The following is a 20182-nucleotide window of genomic DNA, read 5'->3' as shown; positions in this document are numbered from 1 at the left end:
AGAGGAAGAGCCAATGGCCCGCATCACCCTTCGACAGCTTCTCGACCACGCCGCCGAGCACAGTTACGGCGTGCCGGCCTTCAACATCAACAATATGGAGCAGGGCCTCGCCATCATGGAGGCGGCGCAGGCCGTCGACGCCCCGGTCATCATGCAGGCCAGCCGTGGCGCCCGCTCCTATGCCGGCGACATCATGCTCTCGCGGATGATCGACGCCCTGGTCGAGATGTATCCCTCCATCCCGATCTGCATGCACCAGGACCACGGCAACAACGAAGCCACCTGCCTCTCCGCCATCCAGCACGGCTTCACCTCCGTGATGATGGACGGCTCGCTCAAGGAGGACGCCAAGACCCCGGCGGACTACGACCACAACGTCGCGATCACCCGCCGCGTGGTCGATGCCGCCCATTGGGTCGGCGCCTCGGTGGAAGGCGAGCTCGGCGTGCTCGGCTCGCTGGAAAGCGGGGCCGGCGAGCAGGAGGATGGCCATGGCGCGGAAGGCCAGCTCAGCCACGACCAGCTGCTGACCGATCCCGACCAGGCGGAGGACTTCGTCGCCGCGACCCGGGTCGACGCACTCGCCATCGCCATGGGCACCTCGCACGGCGCCTACAAATTCTCGCGCCAGCCGGACGGCGACATCCTCGCCATGAACATCATCGAGGAAATCCACCGCCGCCTGCCCAATGTGCATCTGGTGATGCACGGCTCCTCCTCGGTGCCGCAGGCGCTGCAGGATCTGTTCAATGCGTCGGGCGGGCAGATGCCCCAGACCTGGGGCGTGCCAGTGGAAGAGATCGTGCGCGGCATCAAGCATGGCGTGCGCAAGGTCAATATCGACACCGATTGCCGCCTCGCCATGACCGCGCAGTTCCGCAAGGTGGGGCAGGGCAACCTGTCCGAATTCGACCCGCGCAAATTCCTGAAACCCGCCATGGACGCCATGCGCGACCTCTGCCGCGAGCGCTTCGAGCAGTTCGGCACGGCGGGCCACGCCTCGCAGATCAAGGTGCTGCCGCTGGCCGCCATGGCCAAGCGCTACGCCTCCGGCAGCCTCGATCCGGTGATCGGCGGCGCCCGGGTGGCGGCGGAATAACACCTCCCCGCCACGGGGAGCCTGCCAACGAGATTTCAGGCGCGCGCTTCAGCGCCGCGCCGACGGGAACGCACAGGGAGAAGATCGATGAACGCGATCGACAAGACCAAGCCCACCGAGGAGAAGCGCAGCCGCTACAGCGCCGGCGTGATGGAATACCGCAAGATGGGCTACTGGCAGCCCGACTACGAGCCCAAGGACACGGACGTGATCGCCGTGTTCCGCATCACCCCGCAGGATGGCGTCGACGAGATCGAAGCCTCGGCGGCGGTGGCCGGCGAAAGCTCGACCGCGACCTGGACCGTGGTGTGGACCGACCGCCTGACCGCCTGCGACAAGTACCGCGCCAAGTGCTACCGGGTCGACCCGGTGCCGAACGGGCCGGGCTCGTGGTTCGCCTATATCGCCTATGATCTCGACCTGTTCGAGAATGGCTCGATCGCCAACCTCTCGGCCTCGATCATCGGCAATGTGTTCGGCTTCAAGCCGCTGAAGGCGCTGCGCCTTGAGGACATGCGCCTGCCGGTCGCCTACATCAAGACCTTCGACGGCCCCGCCACCGGCATCGTGGTGGAGCGCGAACGACTCGACAAGTTCGGCCGCCCGCTGCTCGGCGCGACGGTGAAGCCCAAGCTCGGCCTGTCCGGCCGCAATTATGGCCGCGTGGTCTATGAGGCGCTGAAGGGCGGGCTCGATTTCACCAAGGACGACGAGAACATCAACTCGCAGCAGTTCATGCACTGGCGCGACCGGTTCCTCTACTGCATGGAGGCGGTGAACAAGGCGCAGGCGGCTTCCGGCGAGATCAAGGGCACCTATCTCAACGTCACCGCCGGCACGATGGAGGAGATGTACGAGCGCGCCGAGTTCGCCAAGAATCTTGGTTCGTCGATCGTCATGATCGACCTCATCATCGGCTACACCGCGATCCAGTCGATGGCCAAGTGGTGCCGCCGCAACGACATGATCCTGCATCTGCACCGCGCCGGCCACTCGACCTATACGCGGCAGAAGAACCATGGCGTGTCGTTCCGCGTCATCACCAAGTGGATGCGCCTCGCCGGCGTCGACCACATCCATGCCGGCACCGTGGTCGGCAAGCTGGAGGGCGACCCCCACACGACCAAGGGCTATTACGACCTCTGCCGCGAGGATTTCGTGCCGCAGAACCTCGCCCACGGCATCTTCTTCGACCAGCCCTGGGCCTCGACCCGCAAGCTGATGCCGGTCGCTTCCGGCGGTATCCATGCCGGCCAGATGCACCAGCTGATCGACCTGCTGGGCGAGGACGTGGTGCTGCAGTTCGGCGGCGGCACCATCGGCCACCCGATGGGCATCCAGGCGGGCGCGACCGCCAACCGTGTGGCGCTGGAGGCAATGATCCTCGCCCGCAATGAGGGCCGCGACCTGCTCGGCGAAGGGCCGGAGATCCTGAAGGAAGCCGCCCGCCACTGCATGCCGCTGAAGCAGGCGCTGGAGACGTGGAAGGACGTGACCTTCAACTACACCTCCACCGACACGCCCGACTTCGTGCCGCAGGCCACCGCGGCGGAGTGAGTTCCGTCATCCCGGACGCGCCGCAGGCGCGATCCGGGATCGCGAGACCACCGTGGAAACCCTTTTCTGGAACCCGATCCCGGTTCGGCCTCCGGCCGACCGGGATGACGAGAGCGAGACACCACCATGCGCCTGACCCAGGGAGCCTTCTCCTTCCTGCCGGACCTGACGGACGAGCAGATCGCCAAGCAGGTCCAGTACTGCATCGACAAGGGCTGGGCGGTGAACATCGAGTTCACCGACGACCCGCACCCGCGCAACACCTATTGGGAACTGTGGGGCCACCCGATGTTCGACGTGCCGGACGCGGCCGGCGTGATGTTCGAGCTGAACGAGTGCCGCAAGGCCTATAAGGGCCGGCACTACATCCGCCTCAGCGCCTTCGACGCCACCCATACGTGGGAATCGCTGCGCCTTTCCTTCCTCACCGACCGCCCGACCGAGGAGCCCGGCTTCGTGCTGGAGCGCCAGGAAATCGAGGGCCGGTCGATCCGCTACACGACGCGCGCCTATGCGGCCAACCGCCCGGAGGGCGCGCGCTACTGATCCGTCGGTCTCCCACTACTCCCCCGACGGAGAACCGCGGTCGTCCGGTTTCCTCCCCGGCCGCGAGGGACCGATGTCGGAATGCCGCGCCCGGCATCGGTCCCCTTTTTCTCTTACTGCCTCAGGCCGTCATCCCGGCCGGAGCGAAGCGCAGAGCCGGGATCGCGATCAAGCGTCCTGCCGCGCTTCCTGCGCGCGATCCCGGAGAGCGGCTTCGCCGCTTCCGGGACGACGAAAACGCCAATGGAGGCTCCCATGGACGCCGTGATCGACGATCCCGCTCTCGCCACCGAGGCCGCGCCGAAGGTGCCTGATTCCATCGACCTGCGCGCCGAGTTCACCGCCAGCGGGCTGGCCGAGGTGTTCGACCAGCTCGACCGCGAACTGGTGGGGCTGGTGCCGGTCAAGCGCCGCCTGCGCGAAATCGGCGCGCTGCTGCTGGTCGACACCGCCCGCCGCCGTTTCGGCCTGGAGGCGACGAGCCCGACGCTGCATATGAGCTTCACCGGCAATCCCGGCACCGGCAAGACCACGGTGGCGCTGCGGATGGCGGAAATCCTCCACCGGCTCGGCTATGTCCGCAAGGGCCATCTCGTCACCGTGACGCGCGACGACCTTGTCGGCCAGTATATCGGCCACACCGCGCCGAAGACCAAGGAAATCCTCAAAAAGGCGATGGGCGGCGTGCTGTTCATCGACGAGGCTTATTACCTCTACCGCCCGGAAAACGAGCGCGATTACGGGCAGGAGGCGATCGAGATTCTGCTGCAGGTGATGGAAAACCAGCGCGATGACCTTGTCGTCATCCTCGCCGGCTATTCCGACCGGATGGAGCGCTTCTTCACCGCCAATCCGGGCTTCCGCTCGCGCGTTGCCCATCACGTCGACTTCCCCGACTATTCCGCCGGCGAGCTTGACGCCATCGGCGCCCGCATCCTCGACACGATGAACTACCGCATGAGCCGCGAGGCGGAAGAGGCGTTCAAGCGCTATGTCGAGCTGCGCATGCAGCAGCCGCATTTCGCCAATGGCCGCTCGATCCGCAACGCGCTCGACCGCGCCCGGCTGCGCCAGGCCAACCGGCTGTTCAATTCCGACCGGCCGGTGACGGCGGACGATCTGGTGACGATCACCGCCGAGGATATCCTTGCCAGCCGCGTCTTCTCCGGCGGCATCGACAGCTATCCGCCGCTCAAGTGACCGTCATCCCGGACGGCCGCAGGCCGATCCGGGATCGCACCCCACACTTCATGACGATCCCGGCTCTCGCTACGCTCGGCCGGGATGACGGGAGAAATAGATATGGTTCTCATCGCCCCCTCCATGCTCGCCTCCGACTTCTCGCGCTTCGGCGAGGAGGTGCGCGATGTGGCAGCCGCCGGCGCCGACTGGATCCATCTCGATGTGATGGACGGGCATTTTGTGCCCAACATCACCTTCGGGCCGGATGTCATCAAGGCCATGCGCCCGCACACCGACAAGCTGTTCGACGTGCATCTGATGATCGAGCCGGTGGAGCCCTTCATCGAGGCCTTCGCCAAGGCCGGGGCTGATATCATCACCGTGCAGGCCGAGGCGACGCACCATCTCGACCGCTGCCTCCAGCTCATCCGTTCGTTCGGCAAGAAGGCCGGCGTGGCGCTGAACCCGGCGACGCATGAAAGCGCGCTGGCCTATGTGCTCGATAAGGTGGACCTCATCCTGCCGATGACGGTCAATCCCGGCTTTGGCGGCCAGGCCTTCATCGCCGACGTGCTGCCGAAGATCTATCGCCTCAGGGCGATGATCGGCGAGCGGCCGATCCATCTGGAGGTCGATGGCGGGGTGACGCCGGAGACCGCCGCGCTCTGCGCCGCCGCCGGCGCCAACGTGCTGGTGGCCGGTTCGGCCGTGTTCAAGGGCGGGCGGGACGCCTACGGCGCCAACATCGCCGCCATCCGCGAGGCAGGCCGCACCGCCCGGCGCGGGCGCGCCGCCGCCTGAGCGGCGTAGCGCCTCAGGCGCGGCGCCTCAGCTAAAGGCGTCTTCCGTCAGGTTGAGGATCAGCACCTGCCGGGCGCTGTCGGGAATGGAGGGCGAGGCCCGCAGCTCGACGCCAAGCGCCGGCCGCCGCTTCTGGATGATCGCGGCGACCTCATTGGCCATGCCGGCGCTGCCAGCGTGGAAGGACAGCGTGTTGCTGGTCGTCTGCACCACCCCGGTATCGGAGACCACGACATCGAAGCCGGCCGCCTTCAGCGGGGCGGTGAAGGCCTCGACCCGCGCCTTGGCCACGGTGTTGATCGGCGCGAAGATGCGGACCGTATAGCCCGCGCCCGGCAGGGCTGGGGCGGCGGGCGCCGCCGCAGCGGGCGCCGGCATCGGCGTCGTGCCGGCGAGCGGCACCAGCGCATCGGCCGGGGAAGGGCTGGACAGGGCGGGCGAGGGGAGAGCGGGAGGCTGATCGGTCGCTGAGGGACTGGCGGGCGCCATCGCCGTCGTGGCCGGGGCTGCGGCCTGCGGGGCCGCCGCCTGCGGCGCGGGGGGCGGCGTTTCCAGCGCCTGCACACGCTCTTCCAGGGTGCCCTGGGCGCTGCGCAGCGCGGAAACATCCTCCCGCAGGCTCAGTACCTGGGACGCGAGGAAGGCGACCAGCGCCAGCAGGATGACCAGAACCAGGCCATACAGCACCGGCAGGGCGGGGTGGCTGGCGCGGGGCGCGGGCGCCTCGGCGCGCTTGTTCTCCAGCTCCAGCCGGCGCATCTGCACCTTGAGCTGCTCGATGCCGAGCCAGCGCTGGAACGCCACCGGGTCCTGCGGCGGCCCCTTGGCGCGGGCGGCGGCCGAGGGCGGAGCGGCCGCGGAGGGCGCCGCCGGGGCGCGGAGGGCGCCGCCGACGTCCTCGCCGGCACGTGGCCGCATGGGGTCGATGGAGGGCTCAAGCTTGTCGATCATCGCGCGTTCCCGTCCGCCCCTGGCCAGGCTGTCGCTCACCGACGGCCGCGTCACGGGCGTGGCCGTCAATGGCCTACTCGGCGCCATAATATCGCAAGCCGCCGCCCGGGCGGCTGAATCCTTACGAAATGGTTAAGACGGCTGCCGGTGCCCGCGCGGGTTCAGGCGATCGGCGCGCTGGCGGGCCGGCGGCGGCCGCGGGGGCGCTTGGCAATGCGGCCCTTGATTACCCGCAGCACGACAAAGGTCGCGATCAGCATCACGAGGGTGATGCCGACCATCAGCACCAGCCATTCGCCCTGGCTGTGCGCGCCCATCTCGCTCGCGCTCCTGCCGGCCAGCCAGCCGGGGGCCAGCATGACAGGCGCCCAGACGATGGCCGAGGAGACATTGGCGAACTGGAAGCGGCGCTGGTCCATCCGCATCATGCCGGCGACCAGCGGCATGGTGGCGCGCACCGGGCCGAAGAAGCGGCCGACGAACACCGAGGCGAAGCCGAAGCGGCGGAAGAACAGCCGTGCCTGCGCCACCTGCTCGCGGTAGCGCAGCAGCGGCGGGCGGTGCACCACGCGCGGCCCGAGCCAGCGTCCCAGCCAGTAGGAAACGACATCGCCGACAATGGCGCCGGCAATGGCGCTGATGATGACCGGCAGTGGCGAGATGATGCCCGTGCCCACCAGCCCGCCAATGGCGAGCATCAGCGCCGTCGCCGGGATGATGAGGCCGACGATGACCAGCGATTCGCCGAATGCGATGAGGCCGATGACCAGCGGGATCAGATAGTCGTGGCCCTGAAGAAACGCGACCACATCGGCTGATAAAGCTTCCATACCCTCACTCTGCCGGAACTTGATTGCCCCAATGTGTCGATGAAGGTGACGGGAGCAAGGCCGCAGCGACGCTGCGCCGCTGCGCCGGGGCGATGTGCTCTCTTCGATGGAACCAATCGCCAACTCCTGCGTTGTGAAGGCCGCACCCGCCATTCCGGCTCCCTCACCTCAGCGTCCTCATGGCTTCACCGCCGAAAGGGCCGCGAACGACGGAAGGCCTCATGCCGCTGCGTGCCCTCAGCCGCCTGCTCCTCGCCCTCTCCCTTCTCGCCACGCCGCTCGTTGCGGCGCCAGCTGCCGCGCAGCTGGCCGCCCCGCCGTCCACGGCGGTTTCCCCGCCGCCCGCGTCGCCGCCGGCCGCTTCTCCCAGTGATCTCAGCGCTCTGCTCGACACGCTGAGCGACGAGGCGGCAAGGGCGCGTTTCCTCGCACAGCTGCGGGCACTGGTGGAGAGCGAGGCCGGCACGCTTGCACCTGCCACGGCGGAGAGCCCGGCGCCGGGCCGGGACGACTGGCTGTCCGGCGCCACCCAGTCGCTCGGCGCCTTTTCCGGCTCGGTTTTGTCGCTGGTCGGCGAGATCGAGCAATTGCCGGCGCAGGCCGGGCAATTGCTTGAGGATCTCTCCGATCCCCTGGTGCTGGAGCGCGTCGGTTGGGCGGTGACGATGGTTATCGCCGTGCTCGCCGCCGCTTTGTTGGCCGAATACATCGCCAAGGCCGCGCTGGCGCGGCTGCGGCGGGCGATCGAGGCGCGGCCCGGGCGCGGCTTCTTCATGCGCGCGCTGCTTCTGGCGCTGCGCACGCTGATCGACATCGTGCCGATAGCCGCCTTCGCCGCGGCCGCCTTCGGCGTGCTGGCGCTGGTGGAGATGAACTTCATCGTCCGCCTCGCCGTCGTCACCGTCGTCAATGCCAATGTGCTGGCGCGGCTCATCCTCGCCGGCGCCCGTGCGGTGCTGACGCCGGACGCGCCGCAGATGCGGCTGTTTCCGCTCGACCATGAGGGCGCGGCCTATGGCTATCTCTGGGTGCGCCGCTTCACCTACACCCTCGTCTATGGCCATTTCCTGCTGCGCGCGGCCTGGGTGCTGGGGCTGGCCCTGCCGACCTACCGCTTTCTCGGCAATGTGCTCGCTTTGTTCGTTGCCGGCATGTGCATCGTGTTCATCCTGCAGGTGCGCGGCGCGGTGGCGCGACGTCTGCGGCGGCTCGGCGCCCGCGAGGGAAGGCTGGCGCGGCTACGAGACGCGGTGGCCGATTTCTGGCACGTGCTCGCCATCGCCTATGTGATCGCCGGCCTGCTGGTCTGGACGCTCGATGTCGATGGCGGCTTCGCCTTCCTCGCCCGCGCCACGCTGCTGTCGCTGCTGGCGCTGGGGTTGGCCGCGCTGGTGAGCGCGCTGATGCAGCGGGCCTTCGACCGGGTGTTCCGGCTCAATGGCGAGATGAACACCCGCTACCCGCTGCTGGAGGCGCGGGCCAACCGCTATCTGCCGGCGCTGCGCAGCGCCATGCAGGGCCTGGTGGTGCTGGTCACGGCGCTGGTGCTGCTGGAAATCTGGGGCGCCCAGCCCTTCGAGCGGCTGGCCTCCGAGGCCGGGCGGCTGGCGGTGGGGCGGCTGATTTCCATCGGCGTTGTGGTGCTGGTCGGCCTCATTGCGTGGGAAATCTCCACCGCCTTCGCCGATCGGCTGCGGGCGGGCAATCCCAACTCCACCCGGCTGAAGACGCTGCTGCCCTTCCTGCAGAACGCCTTCCGCGTGGTGCTGCTCACCCTTGGCGGGCTGATCCTGCTCTCCGAGATCGGCATCAACATCGCCCCGCTGCTCGCCGGTGCCGGCGTGCTGGGCCTGGCCATCGGCTTTGGCGCGCAGACGCTGGTGAAGGACGTCATCACCGGCGTGTTCATCCTGATGGAGGACACCATCTCGGTTGGCGACGTCGTGGAGGTCGGCGCCCATGCCGGCCTCGTCGAGAAGATCACCATCCGCACCGTCCACATGCGCGATTTCGACGGCAATGTGCATTCCATTCCGTTCGGCGAGGTGCAGACGGTGAAGAACATGTCGAAGGACTTCGCCTATGCCGTGGTCGATGTCCGCATCGCCTATCGCGAGAGCATTGACGAGGCGCTGGCGCTGATGGCGGAGGTCGCCGCCGACATGGTGGCGAACGGGCCGCTGGCGGAAACCATCACCGCGCCGTTCGAGGTGGTGGGCGTCGAGGCGCTGGACCCCTCGCACATCCAGCTGCGCGGCCGCTTCAAGACCCGGCCGCTCGGCCAGTGGAATGTGCGGCGCGAATTCTACCGCCGCATCAAGGCCGCCTTCGATGTGCGCGGCATCGAGATGCCGTACCCGCACCAGACGGTCTATCTCGGCAGCGACAAGAAGGGCATGGCCCCGCCGCTGCGGGTGGTGAACCAGAGCGCGGAGGAACTCGCCGCGCCCGCCCGTGCACGCCGCACCGCCGCCGCCCGCGCCGCCGCCAGCACGCCGGGCCCGATGATCGAGGAGCATCCCGGCGCGCGCGAGCGCAGCGAGGATGACGACGAGCCGATGCTTCCCGCCATCGAGGAGCAGCGGCACTGATCGAAAGCTCTGGCGCTCGACATCCCGGCCGCAGCCGGAGGCTTCGAGCCGGGATCGTCTGCCGGTGCCCGTCGCGGTCCCGCAGAGAAGCTGCCGCTCCTTCCGGGATGACGCGGCTGGCGGGAGCGGTGCTAACCATGTTGGCGCGACTCCGCCCCGTCACCCGGCGCTTGTATCCTGGGAGGATTGAGCGCGCGCGACAAAGCCGCGATGATGGGCGATCCGCCGGCTCCATGCCGGGTCTCATGGAGCCGCGTCTTTCATGCTGAGCCGCCTCATCCGCCATCCGGTGTCGCTGATCCTCGGCGTGGTCCTCGGGCTGTTCGCCCTTTACGAGAGCAGCGTGCGGTTCTTCGCCTATACTGGCGATGCCTATGTGATGAGCGACATTGTCGTCCTCTCGGCGCAGATCGAGGGTCCGGTCTCGAAGCTGGCCGTGCAGAACAACCAGAAGGTGGCGGCCGACCAGCTGCTGTTCGAGATCGAGCGCACGCCCTATGCGTTGAAGCTGCAGGAGACGCAGGCGGCGCTGGCCACCGCCCGCGCCGATCTCGACCTTGCGCGGGACGAGGTGAACGCCGCCAAGGCCAGCGTCACCGCCGCGCAGGCGGTGCAGACCAACGCCATGGACCAGCTCGGCCGGGTGAAGACGCTGGAGACGGACGGCTATTCGCCGGAGGCGACGCTGGATGTCGCCACCCGCAATGTCGCCACCGCCGGCGCCGATGTCACCGCCGCCGAAGCCCAGCTCGCGGTGACGCTGCGCCGGGTGGCGGTGGCGCAGGCGGCGATCGCCGCTGCGCAGGCCGCGATGGCTAAGGCGCAGTACGACCTCTCCAAGACCGTGGTGACGGCCCCCGATGCCGGCCGCGTCGCGCCCTTCGTCACCCGGGTGGGCGATTATCTGCGCCCCGGCTCCGAGGTGCTCGCCATCGTCACCGATCGCCGCCGCCGCGTGGTGGCGAATGTGAGCGAGCGCCATCTCGCCCGCATCGCGCTTGGCCAGCGCGTGCTGCTGACGCTGGGCTCGGATCCCTGGGTGCTGCATGAGGGAAGGGTGAGCGGCATCGCCGGCGGCGTCGCCCGCTCGCCGGACAACCCGCAGGTCATCCCCTATGTCGAGCCGACCACGGACTGGGTGCGGCTGCCCCGGCGCTTCCCGGTCGAGGTGACGCTCGACGACTGGCCGGAGGGCCTCGGCCTGTTCAACGGCGCCGATGCCCGCGTCCTGATCTGGTTCTGAGCATGGCGGAGGAAGCCCGCCCCGAACGGCTCAGCGATATCGACCGGCAGGCCTTCGCCACCGCAACCGGTGTGCTGGTGGCGGTCTATATCGCGCTGTCGATGGGGCTGGACCAGCCCTATTGGGCGGCGCTGAGCGTGATGATGATCGCCAATACCGACCGCGACGCGCTGGTGACGAAGGGCATTCTGCGCGTCCTCAGCACCCTGATCGGGGTGAGCACCGGCTTCTTCGTCGCGCAGTGGATGGAGGGGCTGCCGATCCAGCAGGCGCTGCTGGTGGGCGCCTCGGCGGCGATCGGAACCTATGGCAAGCAGCGCAGCGCCTACAGCTATGCCTGGTTCTATGGCGGCCTTACCTTCATGCTGGTGATGCTGTTTTCGATGGTGCAGCCGCAGGATCTCTACAGCTTCGCCCATTACCGCTGCTACGAGATCGTCATCGGCGTGGTGTGCGGCATGCTGGCGAGCTGGGCGCTGGGGCCCAATGCCGGCGAGCTCCATGCCCGTCTCCAGGCGCAGGCCGTCGCGGTCTCGCCGGAGACGGCCCTGCGCCAGGCCTTGATCGCCGGCTTCGGCGCGATCGTCATCGTCATCGTCTGGTCGCAGTTCACCCTGCCGCAATTGCCGCAGGTGCTGATTTCCAGCCTCATCGTCGTCGACACCGACCCCAACGCCACCCGTCACAAGGGCTGGCAGCGCATCCTTGGCTGCATCGCCGGCGGTGTCGCGGGGCTGCTGGTCATCGGGCTCGATGCGACCGATCAGATCTGGTGGGCGACGATGCTGTTTGTCGGCATCTTCTCCTTCGCGCGGCTGCATCTGTCCAAGACGCCCAATGCCTATATCGGCACGCAATCGGCGATCGCCTTCATCATCACACTGATCGACAAGGGCCCGCCAACCTCGCTGTTTCCGCCGGTCGACCGGCTGGTGGGCATCGTCATCGGGGTGAGCATCATGACCGCGCTGGTCTGGGCGCTGAACCCGCCCGGCCGCCCCGAGACGCCGACGGAAAAGCCGGTCTGATCAGTCCTCGTCCCGTACCGGGGCGATGTCGGCCAGCAGCGCGTCGAGATCGGCGCCGCGCGGCACGCTGAGCCAGCGTCCGGGTGCGCCGGCGGGAATGACGATGACCGCGTTCTTCGGGCAGATGTCGAGGCAGGGCACCTCGATGACAGCGACCCGGGCGCCCTTGCGGCGCGGCTTCTTCATCGGCTTGCCGCCCTCGTGCCGGGCGATGGCGGCGCGCAGGGCCTTGGGCAGCGGCTGATCGGCCTCGGGGCCGAAGCCGCCATCGAGCTTCCTAGCGCATTTGCGGCAGACCAGCACCACGTCGGTCCAGTCGGCTTTGATCGGCTTCATGCGCTGAGCGTTCCTGTCGACATGCCGGCCCCCGTATGTGTCACCGGGGGCCGGTGTTGTCGAATTAAACCGGCCGGGAGGCTGGGCTCAGGCGCGTCGAGGGGGCAACCGACGCACTGGAAATTGGCCTCCCGGCCGGGCAGCAAGGCTCACTCGGCCGCAAGCGGCGCGATATGAGCCTCGCCGTGCTGCCGCAGCGGGCGGTTGCCCGCCAGGCGCCGCAGCAGCACGTAGAAGACGGGCGTGAGGAACAGCCCGAAGAAGGTGACGCCGATCATGCCGGCGAACACGGCGATGCCCATGGCATGGCGCATCTCGGCGCCGGCGCCGGTGGAGAGCACCAGCGGCAGCACGCCCATGATGAAGGCAAAGGACGTCATCAGGATTGGCCGCAGGCGCAGGCGGCTGGCCTCGATCGCCGCCTCCACCGGGTTGCGGCCCATGAATTCCAGCTCGCGGGCGAATTCCACGATCAGGATCGCGTTCTTCGCCGACAGGCCGACCAGCACGACGAGACCGATCTGGGTGAAGATGTTGTTGTCACCCCCGCCCAGCCAGACGCCATACAGCGCCGCCCCCAGGCCCATCGGCACGATCAGGATGATCGCGATCGGCAGGGTCAGGCTCTCATACTGGGCGGCCAGCACCAGGAAGACGAGCAGCAGCGCCAGCGGGAAGACCAGGTACGAGGAATCGCCGGCCAGGATCTCCTGATAGGTAAGGTCGGTCCATTCATAGTCGAAGCCCGGCGGCAGCACCTCGGCCGCGATGCGCGCCGCCGCCGCCTGCGCTTGGCCCGAGGAATAGCCGGGCGCGGGCGAGGCGTTGAAATCGGCGGTGAGGAAGCCGTTATAGCGCTGGGCACGTTCCGGCCCCGCGGTGGTTTCCACCCGCAGCAGTGCCGAGAGCGGGATCATCTCGCCGCTATTGGAGCGCACCTTCAGCTTGCCGATGTCTTCCGGCCGGGCGCGGAACGGCGCGTCGGCCTGCGCCCGCACCGAGTAGGTGCGGCCGAACTTGTTGAAGTCGTTGACATAGAGCGAGCCGAGATACACCTGCAGCGTCTCGAACACCGATTGGATCGGCACGCCGAGCTGGCGGGCCTTAGTGCGGTCCACATCGGTGAAGATCTGCGGCACGTTGATCTGGTAGGTGGTGAACTGGCCGGTGAGTTCCGGCGCCGCCATCGCCTTGGCCATGAAGGCGTTGGTCACGTCATTCAGCGCCTCGTAGCCCTGGCCCGAACGGTCCTCCAGCTGCATCTTGAAGCCGCCGACCACGCCGAGGCCCTGCACCGGCGGGGGCGGGAACATGGCGATGAAGGCGCCCTTGATCACCCCGTATTTCTGGTTCAGCGCCCCGGCAATGGCGCCGGCGGAAAGCTCGGGGCTCTGGCGCTCCTCGAACGGGTCGAGCACCGAGAACACGATGCCGGCATTGGACGAGTTGGAGAAGCCGGCGATCGAGAGCCCGGGGAAGGCCACCGCGCTGGAAACGCCGGGCTGGGCGAGCGTGATCTCGGTCATCTGGCGGATCACCTCTTCCGTGCGGTCGAGGGTGGCGCCGTCCGGCAGCTGGGCGAAGCCGACGAGATATTGCTTGTCCTGCGCTGGCACGAAGCCGGGCGGCACCGCCTGGAACAGCCACCAGGTGGCGCCCAGCATCACGGCGTAGAACACCATGACGAGGCTCTTCACCTTCAGCGTGCCGCGCACGCCGCTGCCATAGCCGCGCGAGCCGCGCGCGAACACCCAGTTGAAGCCGCGGAAGAACCAGCCGAACAGGAAGTTGATCACGCGCTGGAGCGCGTCCGGCGGCGTGTCGTGGCCGCGCAGCAGCAGCGCCGCCAGCGCCGGCGACAGGGTGAGCGAGTTGATCGCCGAGATGACAGTCGAGATCGCCACCGTGAGGGCGAACTGCCGGTAGAACTGGCCGGAAAGGCCGGAGATGAAGGCCAGCGGCACGAACACCGCCACCAGCACCAGCGCGATGGCGATGATCGGCCCGGACACCTCGCTCATCGCCTGATAGGCGGCGGCGCGCGGGGTCAGCCCGTTCTCGATGTTACGCTCGACATTCTCCACCACCACGATGGCGTCGTCGACGACGATGCCGATGGCGAGCACAAGCCCGAACAGGCTCAGCGCGTTGATCGAGAAGCCGAAAATATACATCACCGCGAAGGTGCCGACGATCGAGACCGGCACGGCGAGCAGCGGGATGATCGAGGCGCGCCAGGTTTGCAGGAACACCACGACGACGATGACGACGAGGGCCACCGCCTCGAACAGCGTGTGCACGACGGCATCGATCGAGGCGTCGACGAAGCGGGTGGTGTCGTAGACGATGTCGAAGTCGACGCCTTCCGGCATCGTCTTCTTCACTTCCGCCATGGTGGCGCGCACATTCTCGGCGATTTCCAGCGCGTTGGAGCCCGGCGCCTGGAACACGCCGAGGCCGACCGCCTGCTTGTTGTCGAGCAGCGAGCGCAGCGCGTAGTCGGCGGCGCCGAGTTCGAGCCGCGCCACATCGCGCAGGCGCACGATCTGGCCCGTCTCGCCCGTTTTCACGACGATGTCGCCGAATTCCTCCTCGGTCTCCAGCCGGCCGCGCGCATTGATGGTGAGCTGCAGGTCGACACCGGCCTGCGAGGGCGAGGCGCCGATGATGCCGGCAGCGGCCTGCACGTTCTGCGCCCGGATTTCGTTGACCACATCGCCGGCGGAAAGCCCGTGCTCGGCGATCCGCTGCGGGTCGAGCCAGACGCGCATGGAATAGTCGCCGCCGCCGAAGATCTCGATCTGGCCGACGCCGCCGATGCGGGCCAGCCGGTCCTTCACGTTCAGCACCGCGTAATTGCGGAGATAGGTGATGTCGTAGCGGTCATTGGGGGAGATGAGATGCACCACCATGAGGAAGGTGGGCGAGCTCTTCGCCGTGGTGATGCCGAGCGCGCGCACCTCTTCCGGTAGGCGCGGCTCGGCCTGGCCGACGCGGTTCTGCACCAGCTGCGTCGCCTTGTCCGGGTCGGTGCCGAGCTTGAAGGTGACGGTGAGCGTCATCACGCCGTCGGTTGTCGCCTGTGAGGACATGTAGAGCATGTCCTCGACGCCGTTGATGGCTTCCTCGATCGGGGTGGCCACCGTGGCGGCGATCACCTTCGGGCTGGCGCCGGGATAGGTGGCGCGCACGATCACCTGCGGCGGCACCACTTCCGGATATTCGGAAATCGGCATCACCCGCAGGGCCAGCAGCCCCGCGAGGAAGATCAGCACGGAGAGGACGCCGGCGAAAATCGGCCGGTCGATAAAGAATTTGGACAGATTCATAGCGTCCTCCCCCAAGGAGGCAGAGCGTCGGGGCTGCGATCAGCGCGCGGCGACGGAGGTGGTCGGGTCCGTCGCAGGCGCGGCGGATGCGGTTTCCATGGGCACGACCTCGGGCGCGACGACCGCGCCGGGGCGCACGCGCTGCAGGCCGTTGACGACGATGCGCTCGCCTTCCTTCAACCCGTCGGTGACGACGCGCAGCCCGTCGGCCGGCGGGCCGAGCGTGACCTTACGCCAGACGGCCTTGTTGTCGTCGCCGACCACGAAGACGAACTTCTTGTCCTGGTCGGTGCCGATGGCACGCTCATTCACCGCCAGCGCCGGCTCGGTCTTGGCGCGGCCCATCTTCACCCGGGCGAACTGCCCCGGGACGAGGCGCCCGTCCGCATTGTCGAACACGGCGCGCAGGCGGAAGGTGCCGGTGGCGGCGTCGACCTGGTTGTCGACCAGCTGGAGATGGCCGCGCACGGTGCGACCGCCTGTTGTGGCGGTGGTGATCTCGACCGGGATCTGGTCGATCTCGGTCAGCGCCAAATCGTGCTCGCCCACCGAGGCCAGCGCCTCGGCGACGGCGTTCTCGTCGGCGTCGAAGCTGACATAGATCGGGTTGACCGAGACGAGGCTGGTCAGCACCGGCGAGGAGGCGCCGGCCGCGACCAGATTACCGACCGTCACCTCGATGCGGCCGACCCGGCCATCCACCGGGGCGCGCACCTCAGTGTAGCCGAGATCGAGCTTGGCGGTCTGCACGGCGGCATCGGCCGCGCGCAGATTGGCCTCCGCCTCGCGGAAAGCATTGGTGCGCTGGTCGAGATCGCGCACCGAGACGGTGCGGTTGTCGACCAGCTGCTTGCCGCGTTCCAGCTCGCTGCGGGTGAGTTCCACCCGGGCGGCGGCGGCCTCGCGCAGCGATTCCGCCCGGGTCACCGCCGCCTGGAACGGGGCAGGGTCGATGGTGACGAGCAGGTCGCCCTGCTTCACCAGCGCGCCTTCGCGGAAGTGGATTTTTTCGACAGCGCCAGCGACGCGCGAGCGGACCTCCACCACCTCGACCGCGCGCAGGCGGCCCGAGAACTCGTCCCACTTCATGGTGTCGCGCACCTTCAGCACCGCGACTTCCACCGGCATGGCCGGCGGAGCGGCGGCTTCCGCCGGCGCGGGATCGGTGGCCAGTGCCGTGGAGCTCGGCCAGGAAACGAACACCGCGCCGGCGGTCGCCAGCATGGCGAGGGTGAGGGCGAGCCCGGCCTCGCGCCAGCCGCGCGCCGTCTTCACGCCGGGGGCACGGGGCGCCGTATCGTGGGCGATGACGGCGTGCGCGATGTCTGTGCGCGCGGCATCGGTGCCGAATGTCTTGTCACTCATGACGAATCTCCCGGCCCTCAGGCCCGAACGGTGCGAACAGGTGCGGCGGAATTCTCCGCCAGGAAGGTGCTGAACAGGTCCCGCAGGACCGCTTCCCACAGCGGGGCAGCCTCGATGGCTTCGTCCATGCTCTGGTTCGAGCAGTTCGTGCCTTCGAGCATGTGGCATTCGACGGTGACGCCGCCCTCGCGCAGGCGCTTGCCATAGGCGAAGCTCTCGTCGCGGATCGGGCAGTCATCGGAGGTGACGATGAGGGCGGGGGCGACCCCGCCGAGCCGGCGCGAACCGAGCGGCGCCGCATAGGGGTGCGCCGCACGGTCGGCGCTGCCGAGATAACGGTGCCAGCCATCGGCCCATTTGCACCCCGACGCGCCGGCCGAGGCGGCGTGGATGGAACCCGAACACAGGTTGGGGTCGACCATGGGCGAGAGCAGGATTTGCCCGGCCAGTGGCGGCGCCTGCTGGTCGCGGGCCATCAGGCTGAGGGCGGTGGCGAGATTGGCGCCGGCCTCCTCGCCGGCCACGAACAGCCGCGCCCCGCGCCCCGCCCATTTCGCCCGCTCGGCATAAAGCCGGCCGAGCGCCTTGAACGACACGTTAAGCGCCGCCGGAAAAGGATGCTCGGGCGCCAGCGGGTAGTCGATCGACACCACCACCGCGCCAGCCTCCGCCATGATCTGGCAGACCCTGGCGCTGCAATCGAGGTCGCCATCGGTGAAGCAGCCGCCATGCAGATACAGCACCAGCGGGGTCGGGCGCTGGGGCGCGGCGGGGCGATAGATCCGCGCCGGCAGCGCGGTTCCCTCGATCTCCAGCCGGTCCTCGGTCCATGATGCTGTCATGACGCCCACCATCGGGTTGCCGGCGCGGCCCGCCACCCGATTCTGCCGATGCATTGTGTTGCAGTGCGGTGGAAGCTAATCCCCTCCAGCTCTCGAAAAAATAGCCGTTCTGCGATAACATTATTCACACACGGAAATAATCGGACGGTAGAAATGGACCAAATTGCCGCGATGCGGGCCTTTGCCCGCGTGGTCGAGGCCGGCAGTTTCAGCCGCGCCGCCGATCTTCTCGACATGCCCAAGCCCACCGTCACCAAGCTGATCCAGCAGCTGGAGGCGCATCTGCGCACCAAGCTGCTCAACCGCTCGACCCGCCGGGTGGCGGTGACGCCGGACGGCGCCGCCTATTACGAGCGCGCGGTGGCGCTGCTCACCGATCTCGATGAACTGGACGGCTCGATGGCGCGCTCGCAGGCGACGCCCTCGGGGCGGCTGCGGGTCGATGTGCCGTCCTCGCTGGCGCTTTATGCCCTCATCCCGGCGCTGCCGGATTTCTTCGCCCGCCACCCCGACATCCAGCTCGATCTCGGCGTCACCGACCGCACCGTCGACCTGCTGGCGGAAAATGTCGATTGCGCCATTCGCGGCGGCGATCTGATGGACCCGACGCTGATCGCCCGCCGCATCGGCGAGGTGCGGCTGATGCACTACGCCGCCCCCGCCTATATCAAGCGCCACGGCATGCCCGAACACCCCCGCGATCTGCACCAGGACCATCGCGTCATCGGCTATTTCAACGCCCGCACCGGCCGGCCGGCGTCGTTCGACATGGTGCGGGGCGAGGAGAGCTTTGAGCTTCACCTGCCCTATGCGGTGGCGACGAATGATTCCACCGCCTATCTCGCCGCCGGCCTCGCCGGGCTCGGCATCACCCAGACCATCGAGCCGATGGTGATGCCCTATCTGGACTCGGGCGCGCTGGTGCGGGTGCTGCCCGAATGGCATGCCGGCCCGATCGTGCTGCATGTCGTCTACGCCCCGAACCGGCATCTGAGCAGCCGGCTGCGGGTCTTTGTCGACTGGGTGGCGGAACTGTTCGGCTCCGGCGGCGCCTACCGCCACGCCGCCGCCTCGCTCATGCTGGCCGCCGGCCCGCGCGACTGATCTAGTGCGTCATGCCGAGGAACTGTTGCAGCTCCGGTGTCTTCGGGTTGGAGAACACCTCCTCCGGCTTGCCGATCTCGTGCACCCGGCCCTGATGCATGAACACGACGCGCGAGCACACGTCGCGGGCGAAGCGCATCTCATGCGTCACCATCAGCAGCGTCATGCCCTCGGAGGCCAGCTCCTTCACCACCGCCAGCACCTCGCTCACCAGTTCCGGGTCGAGCGCGGAGGTGATCTCGTCGCAGAGCAGGGCGATGGGCTGCATGGCGAGTGCGCGGGCGATGGCGACGCGCTGCTGCTGGCCGCCCGAGAGCTGGTCGGGATAGGCATCGAACTTGTGGCCGAGCCCGACACGCTCCAGCATCGTCTTCGCCATCGCCTCGGCTTCCGCCTTCGGCGTCTTCTTCACCACCATCTGCGAGAGCATGACGTTGCGCCCCGCCGTGAGGTGGGGAAACAGGTTGAACTGCTGGAAGATCATCCCGACCTTCAGTCGCAGCGCCTTCAGGTGCAGCTCGTCCGGCAGCAATTGCGCCCCGGCGACCGAGATCGAGCCCTCGTCAATGTTCTCCAGCCCGTTGATGCAGCGCAGCAGGGTGGATTTGCCCGAGCCCGAGCGGCCGATAATGGCGATCACCTCGCCGGGCGCGACGTCGATATTGATGCCCTTCAGCACTTCGTTGTCGCCAAAGCGCTTCTTCACTTCAGTGATTTCGATGAGCGACATTGAGCTTCCTCTCAAGGATCTGGGAAGACTTGGACAGCGGCCAGCACAGGCAGAAATAGATCAGGGCGACGAGCCCATAGACGGTGAACGGCTCGAAGGTGGCATTGGTGACGACGGTGCCGGCCTTGGAGAGCTCGACGAACCCGATGATCGAGGTCAGCGCCGTGCCCTTCACCACCTGCACCGAGAAGCCGACCGTCGGCGGCACGGCGATGCGCAGCGCCTGCGGCAGGATGACGTGGCGCATCTGCTGGACATAGCCCATGCCGAGGCTGGAGGAGGCCTCCCACTGGCCGCGCGCGATCGCCTCGACGCAGCCGCGCCAGATCTCGGTGAGAAAGGCGGCTGACCACAGGATCAGCGCCACCCCCGCCGCCAGCCAGGCCGGCACGTCGACGCCGAGCAGGCCGAGGCCGAAAAAGGCGAGGAACAGCTGCATCAGCAGCGGCGTGCCCTGAAACAGCTCGACATAGGCCTTGACGAAGGTGGGGCCGATCCGCCCGCTGCCGATGCGGGCGAACAGCAGCGCCGCGCCCACCAGCCCGCCGCCGATGAAGGAGACGAGCGAGAGCAGCACGGTCCAGCGCGCCGCCAGCAGCAGGTTGCGCAGAATGTCCCAGGTGGTGAACTCATCCATGATCGCCTCCC

General features: G+C 68.0%; 17 protein-coding genes. 9 read left to right on the top strand and 8 right to left on the bottom strand.

The window, feature by feature from the left end; translation table 11 throughout:
• Positions 1-13 precede the first annotated feature (13 nt).
• The 5 genes from fba (at position 14) to rpe (ending at position 5185) form a co-directional block, all read left to right on the top strand.
• Positions 14-1099, top strand: a complete 1086-nt coding sequence (gene fba, locus J2S76_RS09370; RefSeq protein ID WP_307059773.1) for a class II fructose-bisphosphate aldolase — start codon at positions 14-16, stop codon at positions 1097-1099.
• Positions 1100-1186: 87 nt separating this feature from the next.
• Positions 1187-2656, top strand: a complete 1470-nt coding sequence (locus J2S76_RS09365; RefSeq protein WP_307059771.1) for a form I ribulose bisphosphate carboxylase large subunit — start codon at positions 1187-1189, stop codon at positions 2654-2656.
• Positions 2657-2782: 126 nt separating this feature from the next.
• Positions 2783-3202 (top strand): ribulose bisphosphate carboxylase small subunit, encoded by a 420-nt coding sequence (locus J2S76_RS09360; protein ID WP_307059769.1) that lies wholly within the window; start codon positions 2783-2785, stop codon positions 3200-3202.
• 255 nt (positions 3203-3457) lie between these two features.
• Positions 3458-4402: a CbbX protein gene (gene cbbX, locus J2S76_RS09355; protein WP_307059767.1), complete on the top strand. Its 945-nt coding sequence runs from the start codon at positions 3458-3460 to the stop codon at positions 4400-4402.
• A 102-nt stretch (positions 4403-4504) separates the two neighbouring features.
• Positions 4505-5185 carry a ribulose-phosphate 3-epimerase gene (gene rpe / locus J2S76_RS09350; RefSeq protein ID WP_307059765.1) on the top strand — a complete coding sequence of 227 codons (681 nt, stop codon included), beginning with the start codon at positions 4505-4507 and terminating at the stop codon, positions 5183-5185.
• 27 nt (positions 5186-5212) lie between these two features.
• Here the strand turns inward: rpe and J2S76_RS09345 are convergent, their stop codons facing one another.
• A complete protein-coding gene (locus tag J2S76_RS09345; protein ID WP_307059763.1) occupies positions 5213-6136 on the bottom strand; it encodes a hypothetical protein in 924 nt (307 codons plus the stop codon).
• Positions 6137-6297: 161 nt separating this feature from the next.
• Positions 6298-6966 carry a DedA family protein gene (locus J2S76_RS09340; protein ID WP_307059761.1) on the bottom strand — a complete coding sequence of 223 codons (669 nt, stop codon included), beginning with the start codon at positions 6964-6966 and terminating at the stop codon, positions 6298-6300.
• A 221-nt stretch (positions 6967-7187) separates the two neighbouring features.
• On the opposite strand from J2S76_RS09340, the gene J2S76_RS09335 reads away from it, so the two are divergent.
• The 3 genes from J2S76_RS09335 to J2S76_RS09325 all read left to right on the top strand — a co-directional run bounded on the left by J2S76_RS09335 (position 7188) and on the right by J2S76_RS09325 (position 11828).
• On the top strand, positions 7188-9557 hold the full coding sequence (locus J2S76_RS09335; protein WP_307059760.1) for a mechanosensitive ion channel family protein: 2370 nt from the start codon (positions 7188-7190) through the stop codon (positions 9555-9557).
• A gap of 262 nt (positions 9558-9819) precedes the next feature.
• On the top strand, positions 9820-10800 hold the full coding sequence (locus tag J2S76_RS09330; RefSeq protein ID WP_307059758.1) for an HlyD family secretion protein: 981 nt from the start codon (positions 9820-9822) through the stop codon (positions 10798-10800).
• A gap of 2 nt (positions 10801-10802) precedes the next feature.
• Positions 10803-11828 carry an FUSC family protein gene (locus tag J2S76_RS09325; protein WP_307059756.1) on the top strand — a complete coding sequence of 342 codons (1026 nt, stop codon included), beginning with the start codon at positions 10803-10805 and terminating at the stop codon, positions 11826-11828.
• On the opposite strand, the gene J2S76_RS09320 is transcribed toward J2S76_RS09325, so the two are convergent.
• The 4 genes from J2S76_RS09320 to J2S76_RS09305 form a co-directional block, all read right to left on the bottom strand.
• Complete coding sequence (locus J2S76_RS09320; protein WP_307059754.1) at positions 11829-12164, bottom strand: thioredoxin domain-containing protein; 336 nt, start codon at positions 12162-12164, stop codon at positions 11829-11831.
• A gap of 149 nt (positions 12165-12313) precedes the next feature.
• Positions 12314-15493, bottom strand: coding sequence for an efflux RND transporter permease subunit (locus J2S76_RS09315; protein ID WP_307059752.1), 3180 nt, complete (start codon positions 15491-15493; stop codon positions 12314-12316).
• Positions 15494-15532: 39 nt separating this feature from the next.
• On the bottom strand, positions 15533-16717 hold the full coding sequence (locus J2S76_RS09310) for an efflux RND transporter periplasmic adaptor subunit (RefSeq protein WP_370874727.1): 1185 nt from the start codon (positions 16715-16717) through the stop codon (positions 15533-15535).
• A 158-nt stretch (positions 16718-16875) separates the two neighbouring features.
• Positions 16876-17700 carry an alpha/beta hydrolase gene (locus J2S76_RS09305; RefSeq protein WP_307059748.1) on the bottom strand — a complete coding sequence of 275 codons (825 nt, stop codon included), beginning with the start codon at positions 17698-17700 and terminating at the stop codon, positions 16876-16878.
• 153 nt (positions 17701-17853) lie between these two features.
• On the opposite strand from J2S76_RS09305, the gene J2S76_RS09300 reads away from it, so the two are divergent.
• The gene (locus tag J2S76_RS09300; protein WP_307059745.1) at positions 17854-18804 is read left to right on the top strand and encodes a LysR family transcriptional regulator; all 951 of its coding nucleotides are present in this window, start codon (positions 17854-17856) and stop codon (positions 18802-18804) included.
• Between the two features lies 1 nt (position 18805).
• Here J2S76_RS09300 and J2S76_RS09295 read toward each other — a convergent pair whose 3' ends face one another.
• Positions 18806-19534 (bottom strand): amino acid ABC transporter ATP-binding protein, encoded by a 729-nt coding sequence (locus J2S76_RS09295; protein ID WP_307059743.1) that lies wholly within the window; start codon positions 19532-19534, stop codon positions 18806-18808.
• Positions 19512-20171, bottom strand: a complete 660-nt coding sequence (locus J2S76_RS09290; RefSeq protein ID WP_307059741.1) for an amino acid ABC transporter permease — start codon at positions 20169-20171, stop codon at positions 19512-19514. The genes J2S76_RS09295 and J2S76_RS09290 overlap by 23 nt, the downstream gene beginning before the upstream one ends.
• Positions 20172-20182: the final 11 nt, after the last annotated feature.

It is taken from the genome of Ancylobacter vacuolatus (assembly GCF_030813595.1).
Taxonomy (GTDB): domain Bacteria; phylum Pseudomonadota; class Alphaproteobacteria; order Rhizobiales; family Xanthobacteraceae; genus Ancylobacter; species Ancylobacter vacuolatus.
The sequence above is the reverse complement of the archived record's forward strand: the minus strand, read 5'-3'. Positions and strand labels throughout refer to the sequence as shown.

Excerpts from the sequence above, each read along its gene's own strand:
- J2S76_RS09300 (WP_307059745.1), top strand. The coding sequence starts at position 17,854 with ATGGACCAAATTGCCGCGATGCGGGCCTTTGCCCGCGTGGTCGAGGCC.
- J2S76_RS09320 (WP_307059754.1), bottom strand. The coding sequence starts at position 12,164 with ATGAAGCCGATCAAAGCCGACTGGACCGACGTGGTGCTGGTCTGCCGC.
- cbbX (WP_307059767.1), top strand. The coding sequence starts at position 3,458 with ATGGACGCCGTGATCGACGATCCCGCTCTCGCCACCGAGGCCGCGCCG.
- rpe (WP_307059765.1), top strand. The coding sequence starts at position 4,505 with ATGGTTCTCATCGCCCCCTCCATGCTCGCCTCCGACTTCTCGCGCTTC.
- J2S76_RS09340 (WP_307059761.1), bottom strand. The coding sequence starts at position 6,966 with ATGGAAGCTTTATCAGCCGATGTGGTCGCGTTTCTTCAGGGCCACGAC.
- J2S76_RS09335 (WP_307059760.1), top strand. The coding sequence starts at position 7,188 with ATGCCGCTGCGTGCCCTCAGCCGCCTGCTCCTCGCCCTCTCCCTTCTC.
- J2S76_RS09295 (WP_307059743.1), bottom strand. The coding sequence starts at position 19,534 with ATGTCGCTCATCGAAATCACTGAAGTGAAGAAGCGCTTTGGCGACAAC.
- J2S76_RS09360 (WP_307059769.1), top strand. The coding sequence starts at position 2,783 with ATGCGCCTGACCCAGGGAGCCTTCTCCTTCCTGCCGGACCTGACGGAC.
- J2S76_RS09315 (WP_307059752.1), bottom strand. The coding sequence starts at position 15,493 with ATGAATCTGTCCAAATTCTTTATCGACCGGCCGATTTTCGCCGGCGTC.
- J2S76_RS09345 (WP_307059763.1), bottom strand. The coding sequence starts at position 6,136 with ATGATCGACAAGCTTGAGCCCTCCATCGACCCCATGCGGCCACGTGCC.
- J2S76_RS09365 (WP_307059771.1), top strand. The coding sequence starts at position 1,187 with ATGAACGCGATCGACAAGACCAAGCCCACCGAGGAGAAGCGCAGCCGC.
- fba (WP_307059773.1), top strand. The coding sequence starts at position 14 with ATGGCCCGCATCACCCTTCGACAGCTTCTCGACCACGCCGCCGAGCAC.
- J2S76_RS09310 (WP_370874727.1), bottom strand. The coding sequence starts at position 16,717 with ATGCTGGCGACCGCCGGCGCGGTGTTCGTTTCCTGGCCGAGCTCCACG.
- J2S76_RS09305 (WP_307059748.1), bottom strand. The coding sequence starts at position 17,700 with ATGACAGCATCATGGACCGAGGACCGGCTGGAGATCGAGGGAACCGCG.
- J2S76_RS09330 (WP_307059758.1), top strand. The coding sequence starts at position 9,820 with ATGCTGAGCCGCCTCATCCGCCATCCGGTGTCGCTGATCCTCGGCGTG.
- J2S76_RS09325 (WP_307059756.1), top strand. The coding sequence starts at position 10,803 with ATGGCGGAGGAAGCCCGCCCCGAACGGCTCAGCGATATCGACCGGCAG.
- J2S76_RS09290 (WP_307059741.1), bottom strand. The coding sequence starts at position 20,171 with ATGGATGAGTTCACCACCTGGGACATTCTGCGCAACCTGCTGCTGGCG.